This window comes from Coleofasciculus sp. LEGE 07092, assembly GCF_015207375.1.
GTDB lineage: Bacteria > Cyanobacteriota > Cyanobacteriia > Cyanobacteriales > Coleofasciculaceae > LEGE-07092.
The window spans coordinates 16,986-34,876 of the sequence record NZ_JADEWY010000070.1 but is presented as its reverse complement, the minus strand read 5'-3'; the positions used below and the strand labels follow the sequence as shown (position 1 = coordinate 34,876).

The window sequence follows — 17,891 nt, the reverse complement described above, 5'->3', positions numbered from 1 at the left end:
CTCCAGCTTCCCTGCTGCACTAGGGCAACCAACGGGGATGGAAACCGGGTAACAACTGTTCAGGTTGCAACTGCTCGGGGGTATCTGATGTTGTAATATCAATGATAGGCAAAAACCAAAGGCGACCGGTTGCGATCGCTTGACCTTCTTCGGTGATTAAACTATCAGTAGCGGCAGGAGGTCGGGTGACCACTTGATCGAAGAGTAACGCTAAACCATCGGGAGATAAACTCATCTGAATATCCCGTTGTTCTGGCAAAACAACTAGGGGTTGAACGGACATTTTTATACTGTCTTCGTCAGTCTCGCTGTCTTTTTCAGCGTTCAGGTCAATGGCAGCGATGAAGGGTTCTTCTTGGTATTCTTCTGCTTTAATGAGTTGGGTCAATAGGCAATAGAGCTTATCTTTAGTGGGTGTGAATTCACAGTTGACGATTGAGCCAGTGGTACGCAGCAGTTCTCGCTCAATGCCTTGATTGTTGACCAAATAGAGCGATCGCGTATAGTCAGCATTATATTTCACCATCGTCGCTGCCGAACCATCTCTGGCAAAACTGAGAACCCTACCAAACTTAGGCAGAAAGTCTAAGGGTTCTGCCCCCGGTTTTAAGGGAAGAAGCGCCACTCCCTGTCCTTGAGCGACTGCCAGAGACGCACTATCAGGCGCAATTAAAAATTCGCCTCCAGGTTGGTTTTCTAACGGTTTCGGTTCAGCCTTCGGCTGGATAATCCACAAACCGAATTCAGCCGGATTGCTGCGGTTGACTCGCTGAACGACAATTGTCTCCCCATCGGTAGATAAATCAAATTGCAGATTTTGATAATCTTGATTATCCAAAACCAACTCTATTTGACCTGCGGGTTTTGAATCTGCCGAACCTTTTCCGGGTACTTCAAAGGAGAATCCTGTAGTTACAGTGTAAAGCTGGTCAGTAAGCAATCCTTGCTCTTGACTTTGGCGGTCATTGGCAGAAAATAAGATCCGGTCGCCATCGGGGTAAGATTTGAAGTCCATCACTACCAAATCGGCAGGAGTCAGGACAGTTTTTTGCTGCTGGGTTAGGTTGTAGAGGATTAACCGTCCTTGGTCTTCTCCTTCAACTCCAATATAGGCAAAAGCGCGATCGCGACTTCGGAAAGAGGCGCTATAGGGTTCTATCGGCACCCCTGCATCTTTAACGCTTGGTAACTGATCTTTTGCCCCTTCTAGCTGGAGTTTATACTCATTGCCGTAGGGAAGGGGAGAGAGCAAGGTATAAGCCATCTTACGCCCTGCCCAACTAATTTTTCCTTCAATTTCTGCTGGATCTGAACTAGTTGCCTCGCCCTCTGGAAGAACTGGAACAAGTTTAAGATTTTTTTCTACACTGGTGTGGTTCATGGGGCGACTGAACGTCAGAATAAAGGCGGAATCATCCGCACCCACGTTTTTGTGCTGCCAACTGAAGTCTCGCACGCGGGGAGCTGCTTGAGCACCACTCAGGAGTACAATCACAATCAGCAGACTCAACACCAGCATGACGCCCAAAGCCAGACGGTCAATAGGTTGGAAGAATTTTTTTAACGTTACGGTTTTGCCTGACATTTCTATCTAATACAGTAGAGTCGAGGGCTTGCACTCTAGTTTAGATCTTGGTAACGGCAAAAGACACGGGCTGGAATTGAACCAGAAGAATACAGGAGTTCAGGAGTTCAGAAGGAGTTGATAATTGACACTCCTCGACCTGAAGGTGGGAGGATTGCAAAGTTGCAACGATCATTAGGCATTTTGGCAGTCCATCAGGTCATCTGAGGTTTTCTTCGGGAGTAATTTCATTAGCTGTAGAGCTAACAGCATTAGATAGAGAGGATCCATGACTAGGTAGCGCTTCCAAAGGCGCATCGGCTCCTGAAATAAACGATAGAGCCATTCTAGACCCAAGTGTTGCATGAACATTGGAGCTTCTCGCACATTGCCAGCGTGCATATCAAAGGCAGCCCCCACACACACGATTGGACAATCTAATTGCTGGTAATGAGTGAATGCCCATTCTTCTTGTCGGGGACACCCTAAGGCTACAAAAACAATACCTGCTCCCGATTGGCGAATTTTTTGGATATATTCAGCATCTTCTTCAGGGCTTAAAGCCTTGAACGGTGGAGAAATTGCGTCGGCAATGGTCAAGTTGGGGAATTTTTTGGTAAGATTACCTTGGAGTTTTTTTAGGACGGATTGAGTAGAACCGTAGAGACAAATACTTATTCCTTCTGCCGCCGCTCGTTCACACAAACGCAGCATAAGCTCTGGACCTCGTACCCGGTCAGGAAGAAACGTTTCCCCTGGTTTACGCAGAAGATTAAGCGCCCAGCGGACGGGCTGTCCATCCGGCACAACGAAGGTAAAGTGATTCAAGCGGTAGCCATGTTCTTTGGGAGCCAAATAACCACACATAAGACTATGGACATCTGCTGCTGCCACTGTACAAGATTGACGACCTTTAGCCCTTTGTACAATCCAGTCTGTAGAGTCTTGATAGGTCGTCCGATTAACAGCAAACCCTATGATATTTGTCTTGCTGGGAGATGAGGTTAGATTTTGTGAATTCATAGTCGCGTTCAATTCCTTGCGATCACCCTTCGATAGCTCTGGTTTAGGAAGATTTCCAAAAGCAGCATGACGGACAAGCCCTAAAAAATGAACTTGTTACCAAGGTAAAAGTTTGAGATTTAAGGGATTTTACTCAAATCTCTACTGATATCTGGTGTGGGCAAGCTTATAGCCTATGCTTCTTTCAGATAAAATTCCTGTTTGGACTGAAATGTACTTCAGATTGAATAACTCTGTCAAGCATTCTCAATAGATTGAAACGTTATTAGCGAGCATCTCTCACCTAAGGTTGATCAGCTTGATAATTCAAGTAAGCATAAATACTTAATCAGGATTCGATCAATAAAAAACCCTAACATTAGGAGTGCATCTATCTAACATGGCTACACATACCGTTACAACCAAAGCAGATAGTGGGACAGGTTCCCTAAGAGCCGCAATTGCTATAGCTCAGGCAGGAGATAGGATTAAATTTGACTCTAGCCTAGCTAATAAGACTATTCAACTCACGAGTGGTCAACTCGGAATTGATAAAAACCTAATTATTGATGGTAAACAAGCGTCGGGTTTAACCATCAGCGGCAATAATGCCTCCCGCGTTTTTTTTATCCAGGGTGATCCCCCATGGGTGCCTGTAGACGTTACCCTAAAAAATCTCATCATCGCCAATGGCAAAACCAATGGAAAAGGCGAAGACGGTGCCGGGGCAGGACTTTGGACAGAGAGTTACACCAAACTAACGCTAGAGAATACTGAGTTTAAGAACAACCACGCCAATGGCGAGGGAGGAGGAGCAATTTTTGCTGGTTGGCGCAGTACCAATACGGTGATTAACTCCAAATTTGAGGGCAATAGCTCATCAGGGAATGGCACGTCGGGTAAGAGTGAGCGAGGTGGTGGTGCGATCGCAGTTAAAAGTGAAAGCTCTACTACTGTTGAGGACAGCGAGTTTACGGGTAATAGCGGGATTAACGGCGGGGCAATTAACACGCTCTTGGGGGGTTTAAAGGTAGAAAACTCTACCTTTGTCAAGAATGATTCCACACCCGGTGGTTCAATCGGACCCCACACGATGGGCTACGGTGGAGCCATTTACACAGATGGGGCTTCGGCGACGACTGGTAGCAGCACCTCTGGCAAAATTGAGATTCGCGACAGTCGGTTTGATGGCAATACAGGAGCAGGACAAGGGGGAGCACTATTCCTGTTTGCTTATGCTGGTGACAAAGTGATGATTGAAAATAGCACGATCATCAATAATCAGGTTGTTAAAGATGTTAAAGGAGACGCTCTTGGGGGTGGACTGCGGCACGGCAATAGTGAGTTGATTGTTCGCAACACTACCTTTGCCTACAATCAAGCACTGGTTCAAGGTGGTGGCTTGTGGGTAGGAGAAACGTCACCCGTTACGATTGATAATAGTACTTTCTACGGCAACAAAGCTGAGTCAACAGATGGCAAGAGCGGTTTGGGTGGCGCGATCCTCTTAGCTAATGGCTCTAATCCTACGAAAATTAGCAATACCACCATCGCCGAAAATTATGCTGGGTTTCAGGGGGGAGGATTTTGGGGAGGTGGATCAAGTACTACGCTCAAAAATACCTTGGTTGCCGATAATTTCGCCAACAACGGGGGGAATAATTGGAATATTTTTCATCACACAGGTAAGATATTCAGTGATGGGGGAGGGAATTTCCAATCCTTTGAACCCAATCCCAATGACACTAAAATTACAGCAGGTGCTAAACTTATTGATCCCAAACTGGTGGGATCTTTTGAAGACAATGGTAGTGCTGTACAAACTCCTCCATTATCGGGCAATCCGTTAGTTACAGGAGGGGCTAAACCGATTGCTCTGTTGGGTGGTGTTAAGGGATTGTCTGACAACAATCGTTCTAATACGGATACTGATAACTCTATCAGCACTACACTTCCGATTCTAAGTAAGAGTGAAGAGGATGTGTTCCTGGTTGAGGGAAATCCGGGCTTCGTTCAACTCCAATTTAACTTAATTGAAAGTAAGACCGACATCGTTAATGAGGTCGGTTTTTTTATCGTTGATAATAACTCTGGCAGTGTCAACGGAATTGCCCCTAGTGAAGAGGGTTATCTAGAAGCAGCCATGAGTCAGTCTCAGGTTATCTTTTCTGCCCTTCCTAGCGATGAATTTCCCAATCTCAGCTTCACTCGTCAATTAAGCCTAGAGGTGGGTCAAAAAATCGGATTTTACCTCGTGCAAAATAGCACGACTGATGCTGTTCTCTCTGACTTGGCAGCCGGACGCACTCCTGCCCCTGTCTTTTTTGCCCCACCCTCAGCTAATGGTGATGGTTTCGATCATTTACAAGTCTCAGAACTGAGCAACAATACATTTAACCTCGCCTGGGAAGATACTGTTGGTGAGAATAGTGCTGATTTTAACGACCTTGTACTATCTGTACAAGTCACCAACGACAATCAAGTGCCAGGAACCCAGATCCAAGGGGGGCAGGCAGGGGAAGTGATGGAGCTACGGGATAATCTCACCGGTTTGGTACCCGCTGAGTTTGTGGTTAATAGTAAGGCGATTTATGATAATACGTTCGGGTTTTATATCGTCGATAACGTTACAGGTCGTATTGGTAATCTCAACCCAGGTGCTCCAGGTTATGCCGAAGCTGCCATCAGTCAAAGGTTGGACTTAGAAGCTGGGTTGCCTGCTGGCAAGATAATCGCTCCATTTTTGATTGCGGATGGGACAGCCGAGGAATTTTTGGCAGAGAATCCGAATAATCAGTATGGGCAAGGAGTGCAGGCATATTTTGTTTACTTGGGGGCTAACCCAGATGGGAAAGATCACGTTCGTCTACTGGGGGATAATACCTTTGCTTTTGAGGATAAATTGGATGGGGGTGATCTGGATTATAATGATTTGATTGTTGAGGTCAGTTTGGGTTGAAAACCTAGCTGAACACTGATGGGTGTATTACTGCCTACCTCGTTGTAACACTGGATATTACTTCGGCGAAAGACTGGGATGCCGTCTGAGGAGTTGTTTGAGCAATCAGTTGTTGCGATCGCTCACCCATTGAGGTAATCCAGTCAGGATGATCGAGGAAACGGCGCATGAGATATCGCTCTTCTGTCACTCTAGGCAGCAGAAAATAGGAACTCTTGTATTGGTTCGAGTTAAGGGACTGACGAGTTAATAATGTACCAGCTAAGTTTCACTGGATTGCTAATACAGCTTTTTTGACTGGTACTCTATTTTTACGCAAGTCCCTAACTTAGGATGTTGAGGCATAAAATCCCGGTATAGCTGGCTTTGCAGTCATTTTGACTAAGCGTTTGGCATAGTAAGTTCGGAAGAGCCATCGATAAGATGATATTATATCCATAATCTTTAATTACGTAAGCGTTTTTCCCAGAGTAACACAAGAGCGATAGTTCATATAAATTCCCACTCCGATAAAGCTTCAGAAAGAATATGATTAAGTTTTTTAACTGTATTTGGGTGAAGTTTTTCTAGGTATTGACCACTCTTGCCTGAACGCTTGTGTTTCAAAACTTCAACATTCTGAACTGGGCTTGCTTCTCTAGTTAGTAAGTCAATAGACTTACTTGAAGGATGTAAATCTAAAAATTCAGATATTTTTTTAATAAATTCTGGTGTATTTTCTGAAAATAGATCATATTTCAGATATATATAGCTTTTTGAGGTTTCTCTCAGCTCTTTATACTGCTTGTATAAAGGTAATATCCACTCTTCAGCTTCGTCTAAGACGTAGGTGTCTATTCCTTTTTCTTTTACATTTTTCCTGTGTAGAGTAAATACATCGCGTTCAATACTATTGAATGGTTCCGCATGAGTGAAGCTCGAAAAATAAGAGGATACTAGAACATCCCTCGGATCTCTTAAGAAAAAAATGTGATTAAAATTATTCCGACCTGGAAAGTCTAAATATCGCCTTTGAGGTCCGTATACTTTACCGTGCAAAGAGTAGAGTTCACTGTAAGCTTGCTCTAAAAAAACTTCGTAAGGACTTCCTACATTCAACTTATCTCCTGCTCCAAAAATTGTCCCTCCATAATCTACAAATTCATATTTTGAATTTTTCCAAATGAGATCAAACAATCTTTTTACAAAAATTGACGCACATTTGTGCGTTGTATAAAAAATAACTGAACGAGGCTTATTTAAGTTTGAAAAAGCATCAATAACTTTACGTCGCAACTTATTACTATCAGTTCGATTTTTTATTTTATTTTTTAATTTGTAAAGTATCATTTTTCGTTTCCTTAAAAAATATTTCAAAATAAATTTTCTTGAAATTTAATTAACTTGCGGTAAGGTCTATAAAGTTAATAAGTAACTGTCTATCTCAATTTAAATTAAGAACCATTTACTACGCCGTTAACTATTTCCAAAAACCGCCTGCCATACTTTATCACTCTCTCTACATTATCTTGTCTAGCTAAAATTTCATTTTCTATATCTGGTCCTGGATTTAACGTCAAAAAAGCTTGAGAGATAAGTCTTGCTAGTTGCTCATAATTATGCATCTCAAAAAACAAAGAATCAAGAGGAGCTTGTTCTAGGTGAACTGGAAAATCTGAAATTAACATGGGTTTACCGAGTGTACGTGCATCTTCCACTACAGTACTCCAGCCTTCAAATAAAGATGGTTGGATGACAGCTAGACATCTCCTCATTAGCTGAATCTGATCAAGGCGAGGAATTAATCCTAAGATTTTAACTTGATCACCGAGTTCCAGTTCTTTGATTCTGATAATAAGCTGGTTGTAATACTTTGTATTGCGATTGTCTGTTGTATTTCCCGTGCAAACAACAGTTGGCTTAATTCCTGTTTGTTTCAATAATCCCAGAGCTTCAATCACGACAGCATGATCTTTGTGTTGCCAAAATTGATTGCTAACCAAGAAGAAAAAATCTGGCAGTTTATATTTATGTTGAACCCCTTTGGGATCTAATTGGAACCATTCTAGTTCTGGGGAACTCACAAAATGCATAACTCTGCTTCGAGATGCTGCTTCGGGATAAAAATTATTAAAGTCTTGCTGTGCCATCTGACTACTAAGTATAACCACAGGAGCTGCATCAGCAATTTTTTGATGCTGTTGATTACGGTAAGCAATTTCTTCTTTGGTAAAAAGGTGGGGCAAGTGATAGTGCTGAAAATCGGGAATCCATCCTCCCCAACAGTAGGGATATCGTCTACCATCTAAATTGGGGTACAAAAAATCAACCTTCTGAGGATTCAAGATATTAAGAGGAATAAAAGTCAAATATTCACTCAGTAGGTGATATATTTTGAGGTAAGCAAGATCCCAAAAATGCCTGACCTTAACTTGATCAACGTAAGGACGCACAGTATGATCAACTAGATTTGAGTGAGAAGCACGAACGGTTAGACTTAAAGTGATATTAGATCTTTCTAATGCTGGGAGATGGGCAATGGCACAAGCTAAGTTTTGAACGTAAATAACACCGCCAAGCCAATCAGAGTCAGCTATCATGTTTAGACAAATATGTAGCTTTTTTACCATCCTATGATTTCCGCCCGACACCATTGAACATAAACGTTGACTCCCCTTTCTAGGCTGACTTCAGGAAATGTTACCCCGAATTGAGTAAAGCTAGTCATATCAGCTCGCCAATTACTAGGATTTCCAAGGGGAACTTTACCGTCAAACTCAAGAGAAACTTTACACTCCAATTGAACTAGTATCAACTCTGCCAATTCTCGAATTGTTGTTTCAACGCTACTGGCAAGATTATACACATCAGCCTTACAAGGAGCTTTCTCAGCTAAAGTATAGATGGCTTTGGCAACATCTCTAACATGAATAAAATCACGACTCTCATTGCCTGTTCCTTGTAGCTTTAACACAGTTTGAGTTAGAGCTTTCTGGCAAATATCCCAGAGAACTTGCCGCCTTAACCCAGGACCATAAGCTGAAAAAATTCGTACTACAGCAGTCGGCAAACCATAAATTTTAAAAAACTCGATACAAAGCTGTTCGCACATTAATTTATGGAAGCCGTAAGGAGAAATGGGATTAAGCTTGTGGTTTTCCTTGATAGGTAAAATCTCTGGGTTTCCGTAAACGGCGGCACTAGAAAGATAAATCAAGCGACATTGAGGTGCATACAGACGCAGAGTATTTAATAGATGAAAAGTAATTGTAACACTAGCCTGAAAGTCTTCTGCCGGTTCAGTAACTGAAAGACCCACAGAAGCTCGTCCTACACAATGAATACAGACTTGTGGTTGAATGTCTTTAATTAGTTCAACCAATTCAGTAGAGGGTAAAACCATCTGTTGATAGGTAATCAAATATTGGCTGGGTGCATTCTCTGGTGGACGGGTTCCTACCCCTACAACAAGCCAGCCAGCTTCAAAAAAGTGGCGAGAAATGTACCTTCCTATAAATCCTGTTACTCCTAGAATTAGAGCTGATTTCACAATATACAATAAACCTACCACAGACTTTCGCGTACATTAATCAAAATGAGAATCAGTATTACTCTCCTTACTCCAACTCATGAGAATAGAACCTATCGAAAACAAAGTGACACTTTTTCATGATGATGTTTTTTTGCTTTGCATCGAGCATTTCTTTTAACTTCAAGTCTCGCTTATGATCAATATTATTTCCTACATAATCTTGCCTGATATAATAGTCGAATTCTGTTGAGACTGATTTTGATTCAGCACCTAAATAATTATATATTTTAGTCAGAGTTTCTGTTGGTTTATTGACAACATCTTCGTATTTAACAACTATATTTTTTGATCCTTCATTCAATAAACTTAAACGGCTATCGTAAAAGGATAAATACATATTTATTGATTTTTCAAAATTATTAACACGTTTGTACAGAGCAGCTACGTTAGTTATGGGATTACGAACTAGCGTGATAAACTTTGCTTCTGGGTATAAATGGCGAAGCCAGGGGGCTATATAAAAATTACTTGGTGTTTTTTCACCAAAATATTTTTTATGTCTTTGTTCACTGGGAGTAATTTGAAAGTAAATTCTACTAAACATATCAACTAATGTAAAATTGGATACGCGAGCTTCGTTTATTATTTTTGAAATATCAACCCCCTCTACATACAACTTTCGCCATTGTGCCCAATCAACGTTATGTTCTTTTACTAAATGTAACCAATATTTTTCGATTTCTTCTACATTTATCATGTATTTTCTAGATGGTAACTTTTTATAGGGTAAGCCTACCATTTTATAAAATAATGTATGCTTCCAACTGTAATAAGTTTTTATACCTCTGAGGTTAGCATATGCAATAAATATCGAGATATCATTAGCACAAAATACTTCAGAATGATTCGACAGTAAAGCACATAGCAAAGTTGAACCACTTCTAGGATTAGAGAAAATAAAGAAATTTGGCTGTGTCATCGTATCTTCACTTTTAACAAAAATGGCTCTTCCGTACCTGTTATGCTAAATTGCCTCAGACGATACCCAAAATTATTGCGTAGCAATAATTTTGGGTATTAGTTCGAGTTAACTTAGGATGTTGAGGCATAAAATCCCGGTATAACTGGCTTTGGAGTCATTTTGACTAACCGTTTGGCATAGTAAGTCCGGAAGAACCACAAAAATTAAGGTTATTTAACAAGCTTGCTAAATAATTTTAAATATTTCCAGAAATTAAACTTCCCTCTAAGGGCTACGATAGTTTCTAATCAATTGATTGTTTGATATATGTTTTGTTATCATGTGATGATATTTTTCTACAATCCTAGGCAAAGCATAGCCACATTCTACATAAGTACGCGCTCTTTTTCCCAGTTCGCATCGCTCCTTCTTAGAATCAAGGAGGTGGTTAATCGCCTTCTGTAACTGGATGATGTTGCGTTCTTCGACAAATACAGCTACGTCTTTTTCGCGAATGGCATAAGAAATACCACCACAGTTAGTTAAAACACAGGGAAGACCACAGGACATTGCTTCAAGATTCGCAACACCAAAATACTCTTCCCAACACCCAAGGCTAATTGCATGATTGACAAATATATCTGCACTCCCTAAAACATTCGGAACTTCTCGATGGGAAACGGGATTTAGAAAAACGACCTTTTCCTTCAAATCTCGTTCTGCCACTTCAGATTTTAGTAAAGACTTCATCGAACCTGAACCCAAGAACTGCAATTGTAGGTCGCAGCGCGATCGCAATAAAGGAGTCATCGCTTCTAATATGTACAATAGTCCCTTTTCGGGAACCATTCTGGATACGACTAACACTCGCAGTATACCATCTTGCTCAGACTGTTTGGTGGGTTGAGGTGTAAACTTTTGAGTATCTACTGGATGCCCCATAATCGTAAACTTGGAGGCAATAACCTCATTAAACAGCCCTAAACTTTGGAAGCGCTCTATGCACTTTGGAACAGTTACAATGATTCCTGTGGTTTGATGAAGCGCTTTTCTGAGTAAAAAACGCCGTTTTAACTGCCAACTGAGGTTTTGAGTATTTCCCACAAGAGTGAGGGAAGCGTCAAACCAAATAGGTCTCTTTGCCCGATGTGCGGTTCTAACAGCCAGCAGACCTTGCAGATAGATAGTTGGATCTACAGTCAAAATACCATGAGCCTGGGCAAAAATTGGATCAAGATATCTGTTAGTCCACCCTAACTTAGGAACTCCTAGTTTACCTAAGGCTGCTTTCCAAGCCTGCTTAGGGATGGAAATAATCTGGAAAGCTTGATCGTCATACTTATCTTCCTCTGACTTGATCATTGTGAAAGTATAGCCGTAGTGTTCCTGGAGATACTTATAAATCAACACTTGGGCTTCAAATGCTGTATTATTACCAATAACGCTAGGGCGGAATGATATTAGATTTGTCATTATCGACTATGAAATCGCAATATTTTTGATTTTTCCTAAATTACTCATAAATAAAAATTTGGGTTTTAATCTTAGCTCATTGAATCAATTTTTTAATTCTTATAATAGCCTGATATAAATTAAGAGAACGCACTATTAAAACACCAACAAATCTCAAGTCTTTAATCAAAAAATCAATTAATACAATTGCAATAAAATAAGTGATTATAGTGGCAACTGTTGCTCCCATCGCACCATACTCAGGGATAAGTAAATAATTTAAAAAAATGTTAATAATGGCACCAACAAAGGTGAATATTAGCTTCAAATGTACTTTTCCTTCTATCGTAATAATGGTATTTCTTGCTAACCCAAAACAACTATTAAATTGAGACCATACATAGAGGGACAAGATGGAACTAGTTGCAGAAAACTCAGATCCATAAATACTATGAACTATATACGGGGATAAAATAGAAACAGGAATAGCACTCCCTAACCAAAATAATGTAGATATATCAAAATATATTTGAAGTTTCTGTAGATAATCCTCAGAACTTTTTTCTTTAAGTTGGGTTAGTTTTGGTAAAATTGATGAAGCTAATACCATTGGAAAAAAATCAAGCAGCCTAGAAACTTTAACAGCCGCTGCGTAAAATCCCAATTCAGATTTGTCCGGTAACATCGAACCGAGCATGAGCTGGTCAATATCGGCATATATGTAAACAGCCACTATTGATAAAACAAGCGGCCAACCCTCCTGAAGTAATTCTACTGCTCGCCGCCACCTAACTCGCCATTCCTGAATCTGATTCCTTTGGATTTGATAAACAACCACTAACCCTAGCGCTGCCAAAGCCATTTCTGCCAACCTAGCCCACGCAAACATAATTAGCGGAGCCTTGAACAGGATAAGAGCTATCCTAACAGTACACATTAACACATAGGCAGACTTTTTCGCAAAAACGGTATATTTTGATTGGATTTGCGACTTGAACCAGAGTTCAATCGTCGTAAATCCATTAAAAAGGGTTTCGGCTGCTATAATTCCCACTAACCAGTGGGTTAAGGTTTCATCGGGTTGTAGTGCAAAAATTGCGCTTACTGCAACCAACAGGGTAATAACGCCACCAATGAGTTGAAGTACAAAAAGTGTACCTAGACTTTCCTCTTTACAAGCTGGATCACGAGCCAGGTCACGCACGACCAAGCTTCCCAACCCACCCAAGCTCAATAACCTAAACATTGCCACAAAGGTAATTGCATAGGTAAGAATACCAAACTGCGTTGGACCTAGATAGCGAGTCACCCAAACTCCGACTACTAGACTCAAAGCCAGCTCTAGGACTTTATCAGCAAATAACCAACTTAGGTTGCTGAGAATTTGGCGTAATCCAGGACTCAGCCTTTGACCTGCCGCAAGGATTTTGTCTAACATCAGGAAAATAACATCCAGAATAAAACTTTACTGGTCATAGATAATTTTTAAGCAAACCTGTCACCAAATTTATTTTCTGTAGTGTCTAAAGTTAATCTAGTTGTCATTAAAACATAAAAAATCCAACTACTTGAAATACTTGCAAGACCAGTTTCTGTATAGTTTGATATCACTAGCCATGTAAAAATTACCAAGGGTACTACTGCCTCAGGTTCGTTACTTCGAGTTAGATACAGTACTCCATAATAAATACTCATTAATAACGAAACAATGAATAACGCTAATCCCAGCCATCCTACCGTTATACCCATGTCCAAAAAACCATTATGAGAATGTGGCGGTACATATCCGCTAGGACTTACGATTGGAAGTGCTGGATTTTCAGCTCCTCGCCAAGGTTGCCAAAAACCGCCATACCCATAACCCAATACAGGCTGTCTGTTGATGGCGTCCACGATTAGAGGCCAAAAAAGCGTGCGACCCGTTAAAGTCATGTCCTTATCCAGCTTCTCTACTATAATGTACTCGGCGTTCTCTGTTATCAAAATTACTAGTGAAATACCGATTGCTAAAAACATCCCCATTGCGGCAAAGGCTAATCGTGGTGGTAAACGCTTTATAAAACGGAGAAATCCCAAGAGTGCAATTAAAATAACGAATAAAGCCTTACCCATACCACTGTTCGCTTGTTGTACATAAAAAACGGCTACAGCAGTTAGACCAAGAAAGAACCATTTGTATTTCGGTATACGAACAGACTGTAGATAGAGTAAAATTGCGCTTAGACCCATCGCAGGTCCCAAATAATTTTTATGCAGAAGAGACTCAGATCCAAAAAATACACTGAACAAGAGTATGAAATTGTACTGCCAGAATAAAAGATTAAATATTTCTCTCATGCTGTACTGTTGACCGACATAAATAAACAAAGTGGTTGTCATTAAAAAAACAATACTGCCTTTTAGACTGTAAACTGGTGTTTCAGAGAGCAAAGAAGCAACAATTACGACAAAAAGATAACCACAAAATGAGGGATTTTTTTTTATTAATAAAAAAAAACACTGAATAACTTTTTAGAATTAGCTTTTATTCGAGAATAGAGGAATAAAAAACAACTTCCAAAAATCCCCAGCTTCATAGCCAGAGACGGAAGCGTTGTATCACGCAAATAAAAAGTTTGTGGATGAAATTTAGCCAACCCAAATTTACCAATACCAGCTATACTAAGCATCAATGTGACAATACATATCATTTCAAAACTTTTAGTCCATTTACTATTGCCATTGATTAACTGAAACCCTATAGCCAAATAAACTATGGCGGCAAAAAATAGCAGACAAAGAATTAATGGATTTAAAAGGAGTTCTTTCATAAATGATTTTGAACTTCCGCCATGGAGAATTGATTTGACCTATCTACTGAGTACTCTGGCAATTAGCCATAATATAGTCTATAGCGGTTTTCGTTTGCGTGAGGTACATTTTTAGGGATGAAACCCTTACTGGGCAAGCATTGGTTGTACCTCATACATTTGAAAATGGCTATATCACTTCCACGAAAGACTGGGCGGCAGTCTGAGGAGTTGTTTGAGCGATGAGTTGTTGAGAACGCTCACCCATTGACGTAATCAAGTCAGGATGATCGAGGAAACGGCGCATGAGAACTGCTAGTTCTTGAGGATGGTATGGATCGAAAATGTAGCCATTTTCTCCTTCAACCACCATTTCCGCTGCACCTGCCCATTTAGAGCATAGTACAGGTTTGCCAAAAACCATTGCTTCAAGTGCTACCATACCCCAGAGATCCTCAAAGGTCGGAAACACAAACACATCGGTTTGCTGAAAATAAGCTCCCAGATATCCATACTCAACCCAGCCTATCCAGGTTACGGTGTTCTCTAAACCTTTGTCCTTGACAAAAGTTTCAAGTTCCTCACGTTGCTCTCCTTTACCAATTATGAGCAACGTATAATCACGATATCCCTCAGTTTTAAGAACAGAGCAAGCTTCTAAGAGTGGCTTAAGTCCTTTTCTAGAGGTAATTCGTCCCACATACAAAAATATTGGGCGTTTGAACTGTAAATTAGCTAGCTGAGTTTGCTCCAGATTTTGTAACAATGTTCTTGCATCAGGAACCAGATAGGTTTTGGTAAAGACTCTATCCTCTTTTGCCCCAAGAGCTTCTATCAGATAAGCTTTTGCTCCATAGCTGTTAGCGACAAAGGCATCGGCAAACCGAGTCATCAACCGTCTCAATAAGGAGCGAAGCTTTGAATCTTGAAAGTCTGAATTGGGTGAGCTGCCATCGTAGATGATAATAAATTGCCATCGACCCAAAGGTTTCAAAAGCAGTGCTAATAGAGTCCACAAGGAGAAGGCTTGGGCAAAAATTACATTAGGCTTAAACCGGAGTAAATGACTAACAATGCCAGGAGATAGATACATAAAACGACGGTTATAACCTGTCACTGTCTGAGTCGTCTCTATAGACTTCATCTCTCCAACGACTTGGATCAAATTCGCGCCAGGTGCTTGTGGATCAAATTCGGGCCAGACCTGTCCCGTATAGAAGATAGTGTTTTTAAACACCTTGCTGAATTCTGCCAAAACGGGTTGCCAGTAAGCCCCCAGTTCTACTGAAGGAACAAGCCACGCAATGCGAAGGTTATCCATAAATCTACCCTGATTTCTCTCACGAGAGCTTACACTGCAATAACTTCTATCCTATAACTTTCAGGTTCTATTCCCCTGAAATCTACTGAATAGTGTACTCCACAGTAATCTTCTGTAAGGTAGCAAGCAATAAATTAGCCATAAAGAACCGCCATGTCGCTGAGCGAAGTGCTTCCACTCCTCAAACGAGTACAAGACTTCTTCTTTGATTGATAAACCTTTGGGTTGATCAATCTTCTTTAAGAGTTTCTGGAGACGCGCCGATTCCTCAGTCCTGCTTTCCTGGCGCAGGTTTGGCGGACAAGTTCCTATATAACCTGGAGCTACCCAAACTGTACATCCTTGTTGCTGTGCGCGTAAACCGTAGTCGAAGTCTCCCAGGTAATGGGTAAAGGCTGGATCGAGATTTCCTACTACTAGAGCAACTTCCCGTGGGATCAGAACACAGTTACCATTTAGGGTGTCGCAATGCTTTGCCTCTTCACCGGGTTCTATTAACTGAAACTTGAGGGGTCGCCACCGACTGGCACGAACCATACCACCGTAGGTAAGGGCTTTCGTCTGGGAATCGCAAGTGGAGCCTGTTACAATTGCTGCTGGATAACCTTGTTGTGCAAGTTGGCTAGATGTGGTCAACAATGTGCCTAAGCCTTCTGGGTTAAGGAGAGTATCGTCGTTAAGCCAGAGGTAGTAGTGGTAGTCGGACTTCATCGCTTCAGAGAAGGCTTTTCGCATTCCCTGGTTCCAATACAGATTCCCATCTCCTTGAAGAATCTTGACCTGAGGATAAGCCTGCTGCACTGCCTCGGTAGTACTATCGGTGCTACCATCATCGACTAAATAAACATCAAATGAGGCTTCAGGGGGGAGTATCTGGTTGAATAGTGCCGCTAGACAAGCCAATGTATTTGGTTTACGGTTATAGCAGGTCATTAGCACGGCTGTATGATCGCGAGTCATGGATTAACATGGCTTTTCAAATGTTAACGTCCGCTTATGATTATTTTTAAAGATTACCCTATAAAAATAATAGGAGTGGATTTAATTTATAAAAATTAATACTTAAAGTAGTAACAACAGGTCTACTTTATTAGAATTTCTTGGAAATGTAATTTTATTAATCGTGGACTAACCAATTTTCCTCATTAAATCAGTTAATCTGGATGTAGAATAGCCGAGTAAGGTTGGAAAACTGAAGCCCATGTGGTCTGTTCAAAATCCTTTGGAAATATGGGTAAAGGAGGATTTTATCCTGCCGGAATTTCGTCCAGTACCTTTGCTTATGCATACGACTTCACCTGATACCAATCCCGAACTAGAGTTTTGGAACCTGCTTAGGGAGAAATTACAGGGAGTAGTACAGGTGCATTGGTTCAAGGATTTGAAAGATGCTGGCTCTATTGTTGTGACACCAAATCACGCTAAAGAGTACATCCGACACACTAACAAATGGGCTTCCGTCTGCAAGTTGAATCAGAAAGTAGTAGCATCGGGGCGAACTCCCATCATTTTCGTAGGGGGTTTGGAGTATAAACCGAAGCCAGGAGAAATAGTTTTTGCAGGGTCAACATACCGATGTAAACTCGAAAAATCAATAGTTATACCTAGTTGGCTTTATGATATTAGACGTAAAATACCACTGATACAAAAGCCATCGATTCCTACTGTTGGTTTTGTTGGTAATACTCAATATCCTAGCAGGATCAATTCAATATTGCGTTATTTTTCAATTTCAGATTCTATAGTATTTTGGATAGCAGGTAGCCTCTTGATTAATCGGAATCTAAATCTGCGAATGCGACTACCAATAGCTTCACGAGTTAGACAAAAAGTAATCACCGAACTCAAAAAAGCACAAAATTTAAAAATATCTGTTATAGAACGAAGCGCACACCATTTTGTTCTTCCAGAAGATGTGAAAAAGCGTCACAGAGACGAGTATATCCAAAATATCCAGAATAATGCTTACATACTTGTCATGAGAGGGGATTCTAACAGCGGCTTCCAGCTTTGGGAGGTGATGTCAGCCGGACGGATTCCCATCATTATTGATACCAATCAGCAGTTTCCTAATCTAGGGGACTTGAAATGGGAAGATTTCAGTGTTATTGTTCCTTACTCAGACTTACATCGTCTTGGAGAAATTGTCCAGAAGTTTCATGACAGTCTGTCGGATGAAAAGTTCAGGCAAGCCTGCCAAAAATCAAGAGCAGCGTTTGAGTATTTACTTCCTCATAACTTTATTTTGGATGCTTTAAGAGATAATTTGTTATCCGTGTACATTAAATAGTTATAGTTTTACACAAAGGAGTTACGAAAATTCATCTCTTGA

At 40.8% G+C, this 17,891-nt stretch carries 15 protein-coding genes; 2 read left to right on the top strand and 13 right to left on the bottom strand.

Translation table 11 applies throughout. The annotated features are described in order from the left end of the window. Positions 1-19: 19 nt before the first annotated feature. Both IQ257_RS17295 and IQ257_RS17290 read right to left on the bottom strand, forming a co-directional pair. Positions 20-1,585 (bottom strand): hypothetical protein, encoded by a 1,566-nt coding sequence (locus IQ257_RS17295; protein WP_193874754.1) that lies wholly within the window; start codon positions 1,583-1,585, stop codon positions 20-22. A 174-nt stretch (positions 1,586-1,759) separates the two neighbouring features. Beyond that, a complete protein-coding gene (locus IQ257_RS17290) occupies positions 1,760-2,587 on the bottom strand; it encodes a WecB/TagA/CpsF family glycosyltransferase (RefSeq protein ID WP_193874756.1) in 828 nt (275 codons plus the stop codon). 379 nt (positions 2,588-2,966) lie between these two features. Here IQ257_RS17290 and IQ257_RS17285 point away from each other — a divergent pair, with 379 nt between their 5' ends. Further along, a complete protein-coding gene (locus tag IQ257_RS17285) occupies positions 2,967-5,525 on the top strand; it encodes a DUF4114 domain-containing protein (protein WP_193874757.1) in 2,559 nt (852 codons plus the stop codon). A 34-nt stretch (positions 5,526-5,559) separates the two neighbouring features. Here IQ257_RS17285 and IQ257_RS17280 read toward each other — a convergent pair whose 3' ends face one another. The 11 genes from IQ257_RS17280 to IQ257_RS17230 all read right to left on the bottom strand — a co-directional run bounded on the left by IQ257_RS17280 (position 5,560) and on the right by IQ257_RS17230 (position 16,519). Then, positions 5,560-5,715, bottom strand: coding sequence for a hypothetical protein (locus IQ257_RS17280; RefSeq protein WP_193874759.1), 156 nt, complete (start codon positions 5,713-5,715; stop codon positions 5,560-5,562). Positions 5,716-6,014: 299 nt separating this feature from the next. After that, complete coding sequence (locus IQ257_RS17275) at positions 6,015-6,854, bottom strand: sulfotransferase domain-containing protein (protein WP_193874761.1); 840 nt, start codon at positions 6,852-6,854, stop codon at positions 6,015-6,017. Between the two features lie 104 nt (positions 6,855-6,958). Beyond that, a complete protein-coding gene (locus IQ257_RS17270; protein WP_193874763.1) occupies positions 6,959-8,104 on the bottom strand; it encodes a glycosyltransferase family 4 protein in 1,146 nt (381 codons plus the stop codon). A 23-nt stretch (positions 8,105-8,127) separates the two neighbouring features. Next, entirely contained in the window at positions 8,128-9,054 is a 927-nt protein-coding gene (locus IQ257_RS17265; RefSeq protein WP_193874765.1) for an NAD-dependent epimerase/dehydratase family protein, read from the bottom strand. A gap of 67 nt (positions 9,055-9,121) precedes the next feature. Further along, on the bottom strand, positions 9,122-10,015 hold the full coding sequence (locus IQ257_RS17260; RefSeq protein ID WP_193874767.1) for a sulfotransferase family protein: 894 nt from the start codon (positions 10,013-10,015) through the stop codon (positions 9,122-9,124). Positions 10,016-10,282: 267 nt separating this feature from the next. Then, entirely contained in the window at positions 10,283-11,470 is a 1,188-nt protein-coding gene (locus tag IQ257_RS17255) for a glycosyltransferase family 4 protein (protein WP_193874769.1), read from the bottom strand. A 76-nt stretch (positions 11,471-11,546) separates the two neighbouring features. After that, entirely contained in the window at positions 11,547-12,887 is a 1,341-nt protein-coding gene (locus tag IQ257_RS17250) for a flippase (protein ID WP_193874770.1), read from the bottom strand. Between the two features lie 47 nt (positions 12,888-12,934). After that, positions 12,935-13,879, bottom strand: coding sequence for an O-antigen ligase family protein (locus IQ257_RS17245; RefSeq protein ID WP_193933128.1), 945 nt, complete (start codon positions 13,877-13,879; stop codon positions 12,935-12,937). A 53-nt stretch (positions 13,880-13,932) separates the two neighbouring features. Continuing rightward, on the bottom strand, positions 13,933-14,259 hold the full coding sequence (locus IQ257_RS17240) for a hypothetical protein (RefSeq protein WP_193874774.1): 327 nt from the start codon (positions 14,257-14,259) through the stop codon (positions 13,933-13,935). 169 nt (positions 14,260-14,428) lie between these two features. Beyond that, positions 14,429-15,559 carry a glycosyltransferase family 4 protein gene (locus IQ257_RS17235; RefSeq protein ID WP_193874776.1) on the bottom strand — a complete coding sequence of 377 codons (1,131 nt, stop codon included), beginning with the start codon at positions 15,557-15,559 and terminating at the stop codon, positions 14,429-14,431. Between the two features lie 60 nt (positions 15,560-15,619). Beyond that, positions 15,620-16,519: a glycosyltransferase family 2 protein gene (locus IQ257_RS17230; RefSeq protein WP_193874778.1), complete on the bottom strand. Its 900-nt coding sequence runs from the start codon at positions 16,517-16,519 to the stop codon at positions 15,620-15,622. 241 nt (positions 16,520-16,760) lie between these two features. Between IQ257_RS17230 and IQ257_RS17225 the strand changes: the two genes are divergently transcribed. Next, positions 16,761-17,849, top strand: coding sequence for an exostosin domain-containing protein (locus tag IQ257_RS17225; protein ID WP_193874780.1), 1,089 nt, complete (start codon positions 16,761-16,763; stop codon positions 17,847-17,849). The last annotated feature ends 42 nt before the right edge of the window (positions 17,850-17,891 follow it).

Coding starts and splice junctions, on each gene's coding strand:
- IQ257_RS17270 (WP_193874763.1), bottom strand. CDS start 8,104: ATGATAGCTGACTCTGATTGGCTTGGCGGTGTTATTTACGTTCAAAAC.
- IQ257_RS17235 (WP_193874776.1), bottom strand. CDS start 15,559: ATGGATAACCTTCGCATTGCGTGGCTTGTTCCTTCAGTAGAACTGGGG.
- IQ257_RS17230 (WP_193874778.1), bottom strand. CDS start 16,519: ATGACTCGCGATCATACAGCCGTGCTAATGACCTGCTATAACCGTAAA.
- IQ257_RS17275 (WP_193874761.1), bottom strand. CDS start 6,854: ATGATACTTTACAAATTAAAAAATAAAATAAAAAATCGAACTGATAGT.
- IQ257_RS17285 (WP_193874757.1), top strand. CDS start 2,967: ATGGCTACACATACCGTTACAACCAAAGCAGATAGTGGGACAGGTTCC.
- IQ257_RS17290 (WP_193874756.1), bottom strand. CDS start 2,587: ATGAATTCACAAAATCTAACCTCATCTCCCAGCAAGACAAATATCATA.
- IQ257_RS17255 (WP_193874769.1), bottom strand. CDS start 11,470: ATGACAAATCTAATATCATTCCGCCCTAGCGTTATTGGTAATAATACA.
- IQ257_RS17260 (WP_193874767.1), bottom strand. CDS start 10,015: ATGACACAGCCAAATTTCTTTATTTTCTCTAATCCTAGAAGTGGTTCA.
- IQ257_RS17250 (WP_193874770.1), bottom strand. CDS start 12,887: ATGTTAGACAAAATCCTTGCGGCAGGTCAAAGGCTGAGTCCTGGATTA.
- IQ257_RS17295 (WP_193874754.1), bottom strand. CDS start 1,585: ATGTCAGGCAAAACCGTAACGTTAAAAAAATTCTTCCAACCTATTGAC.
- IQ257_RS17225 (WP_193874780.1), top strand. CDS start 16,761: ATGTGGTCTGTTCAAAATCCTTTGGAAATATGGGTAAAGGAGGATTTT.
- IQ257_RS17240 (WP_193874774.1), bottom strand. CDS start 14,259: ATGAAAGAACTCCTTTTAAATCCATTAATTCTTTGTCTGCTATTTTTT.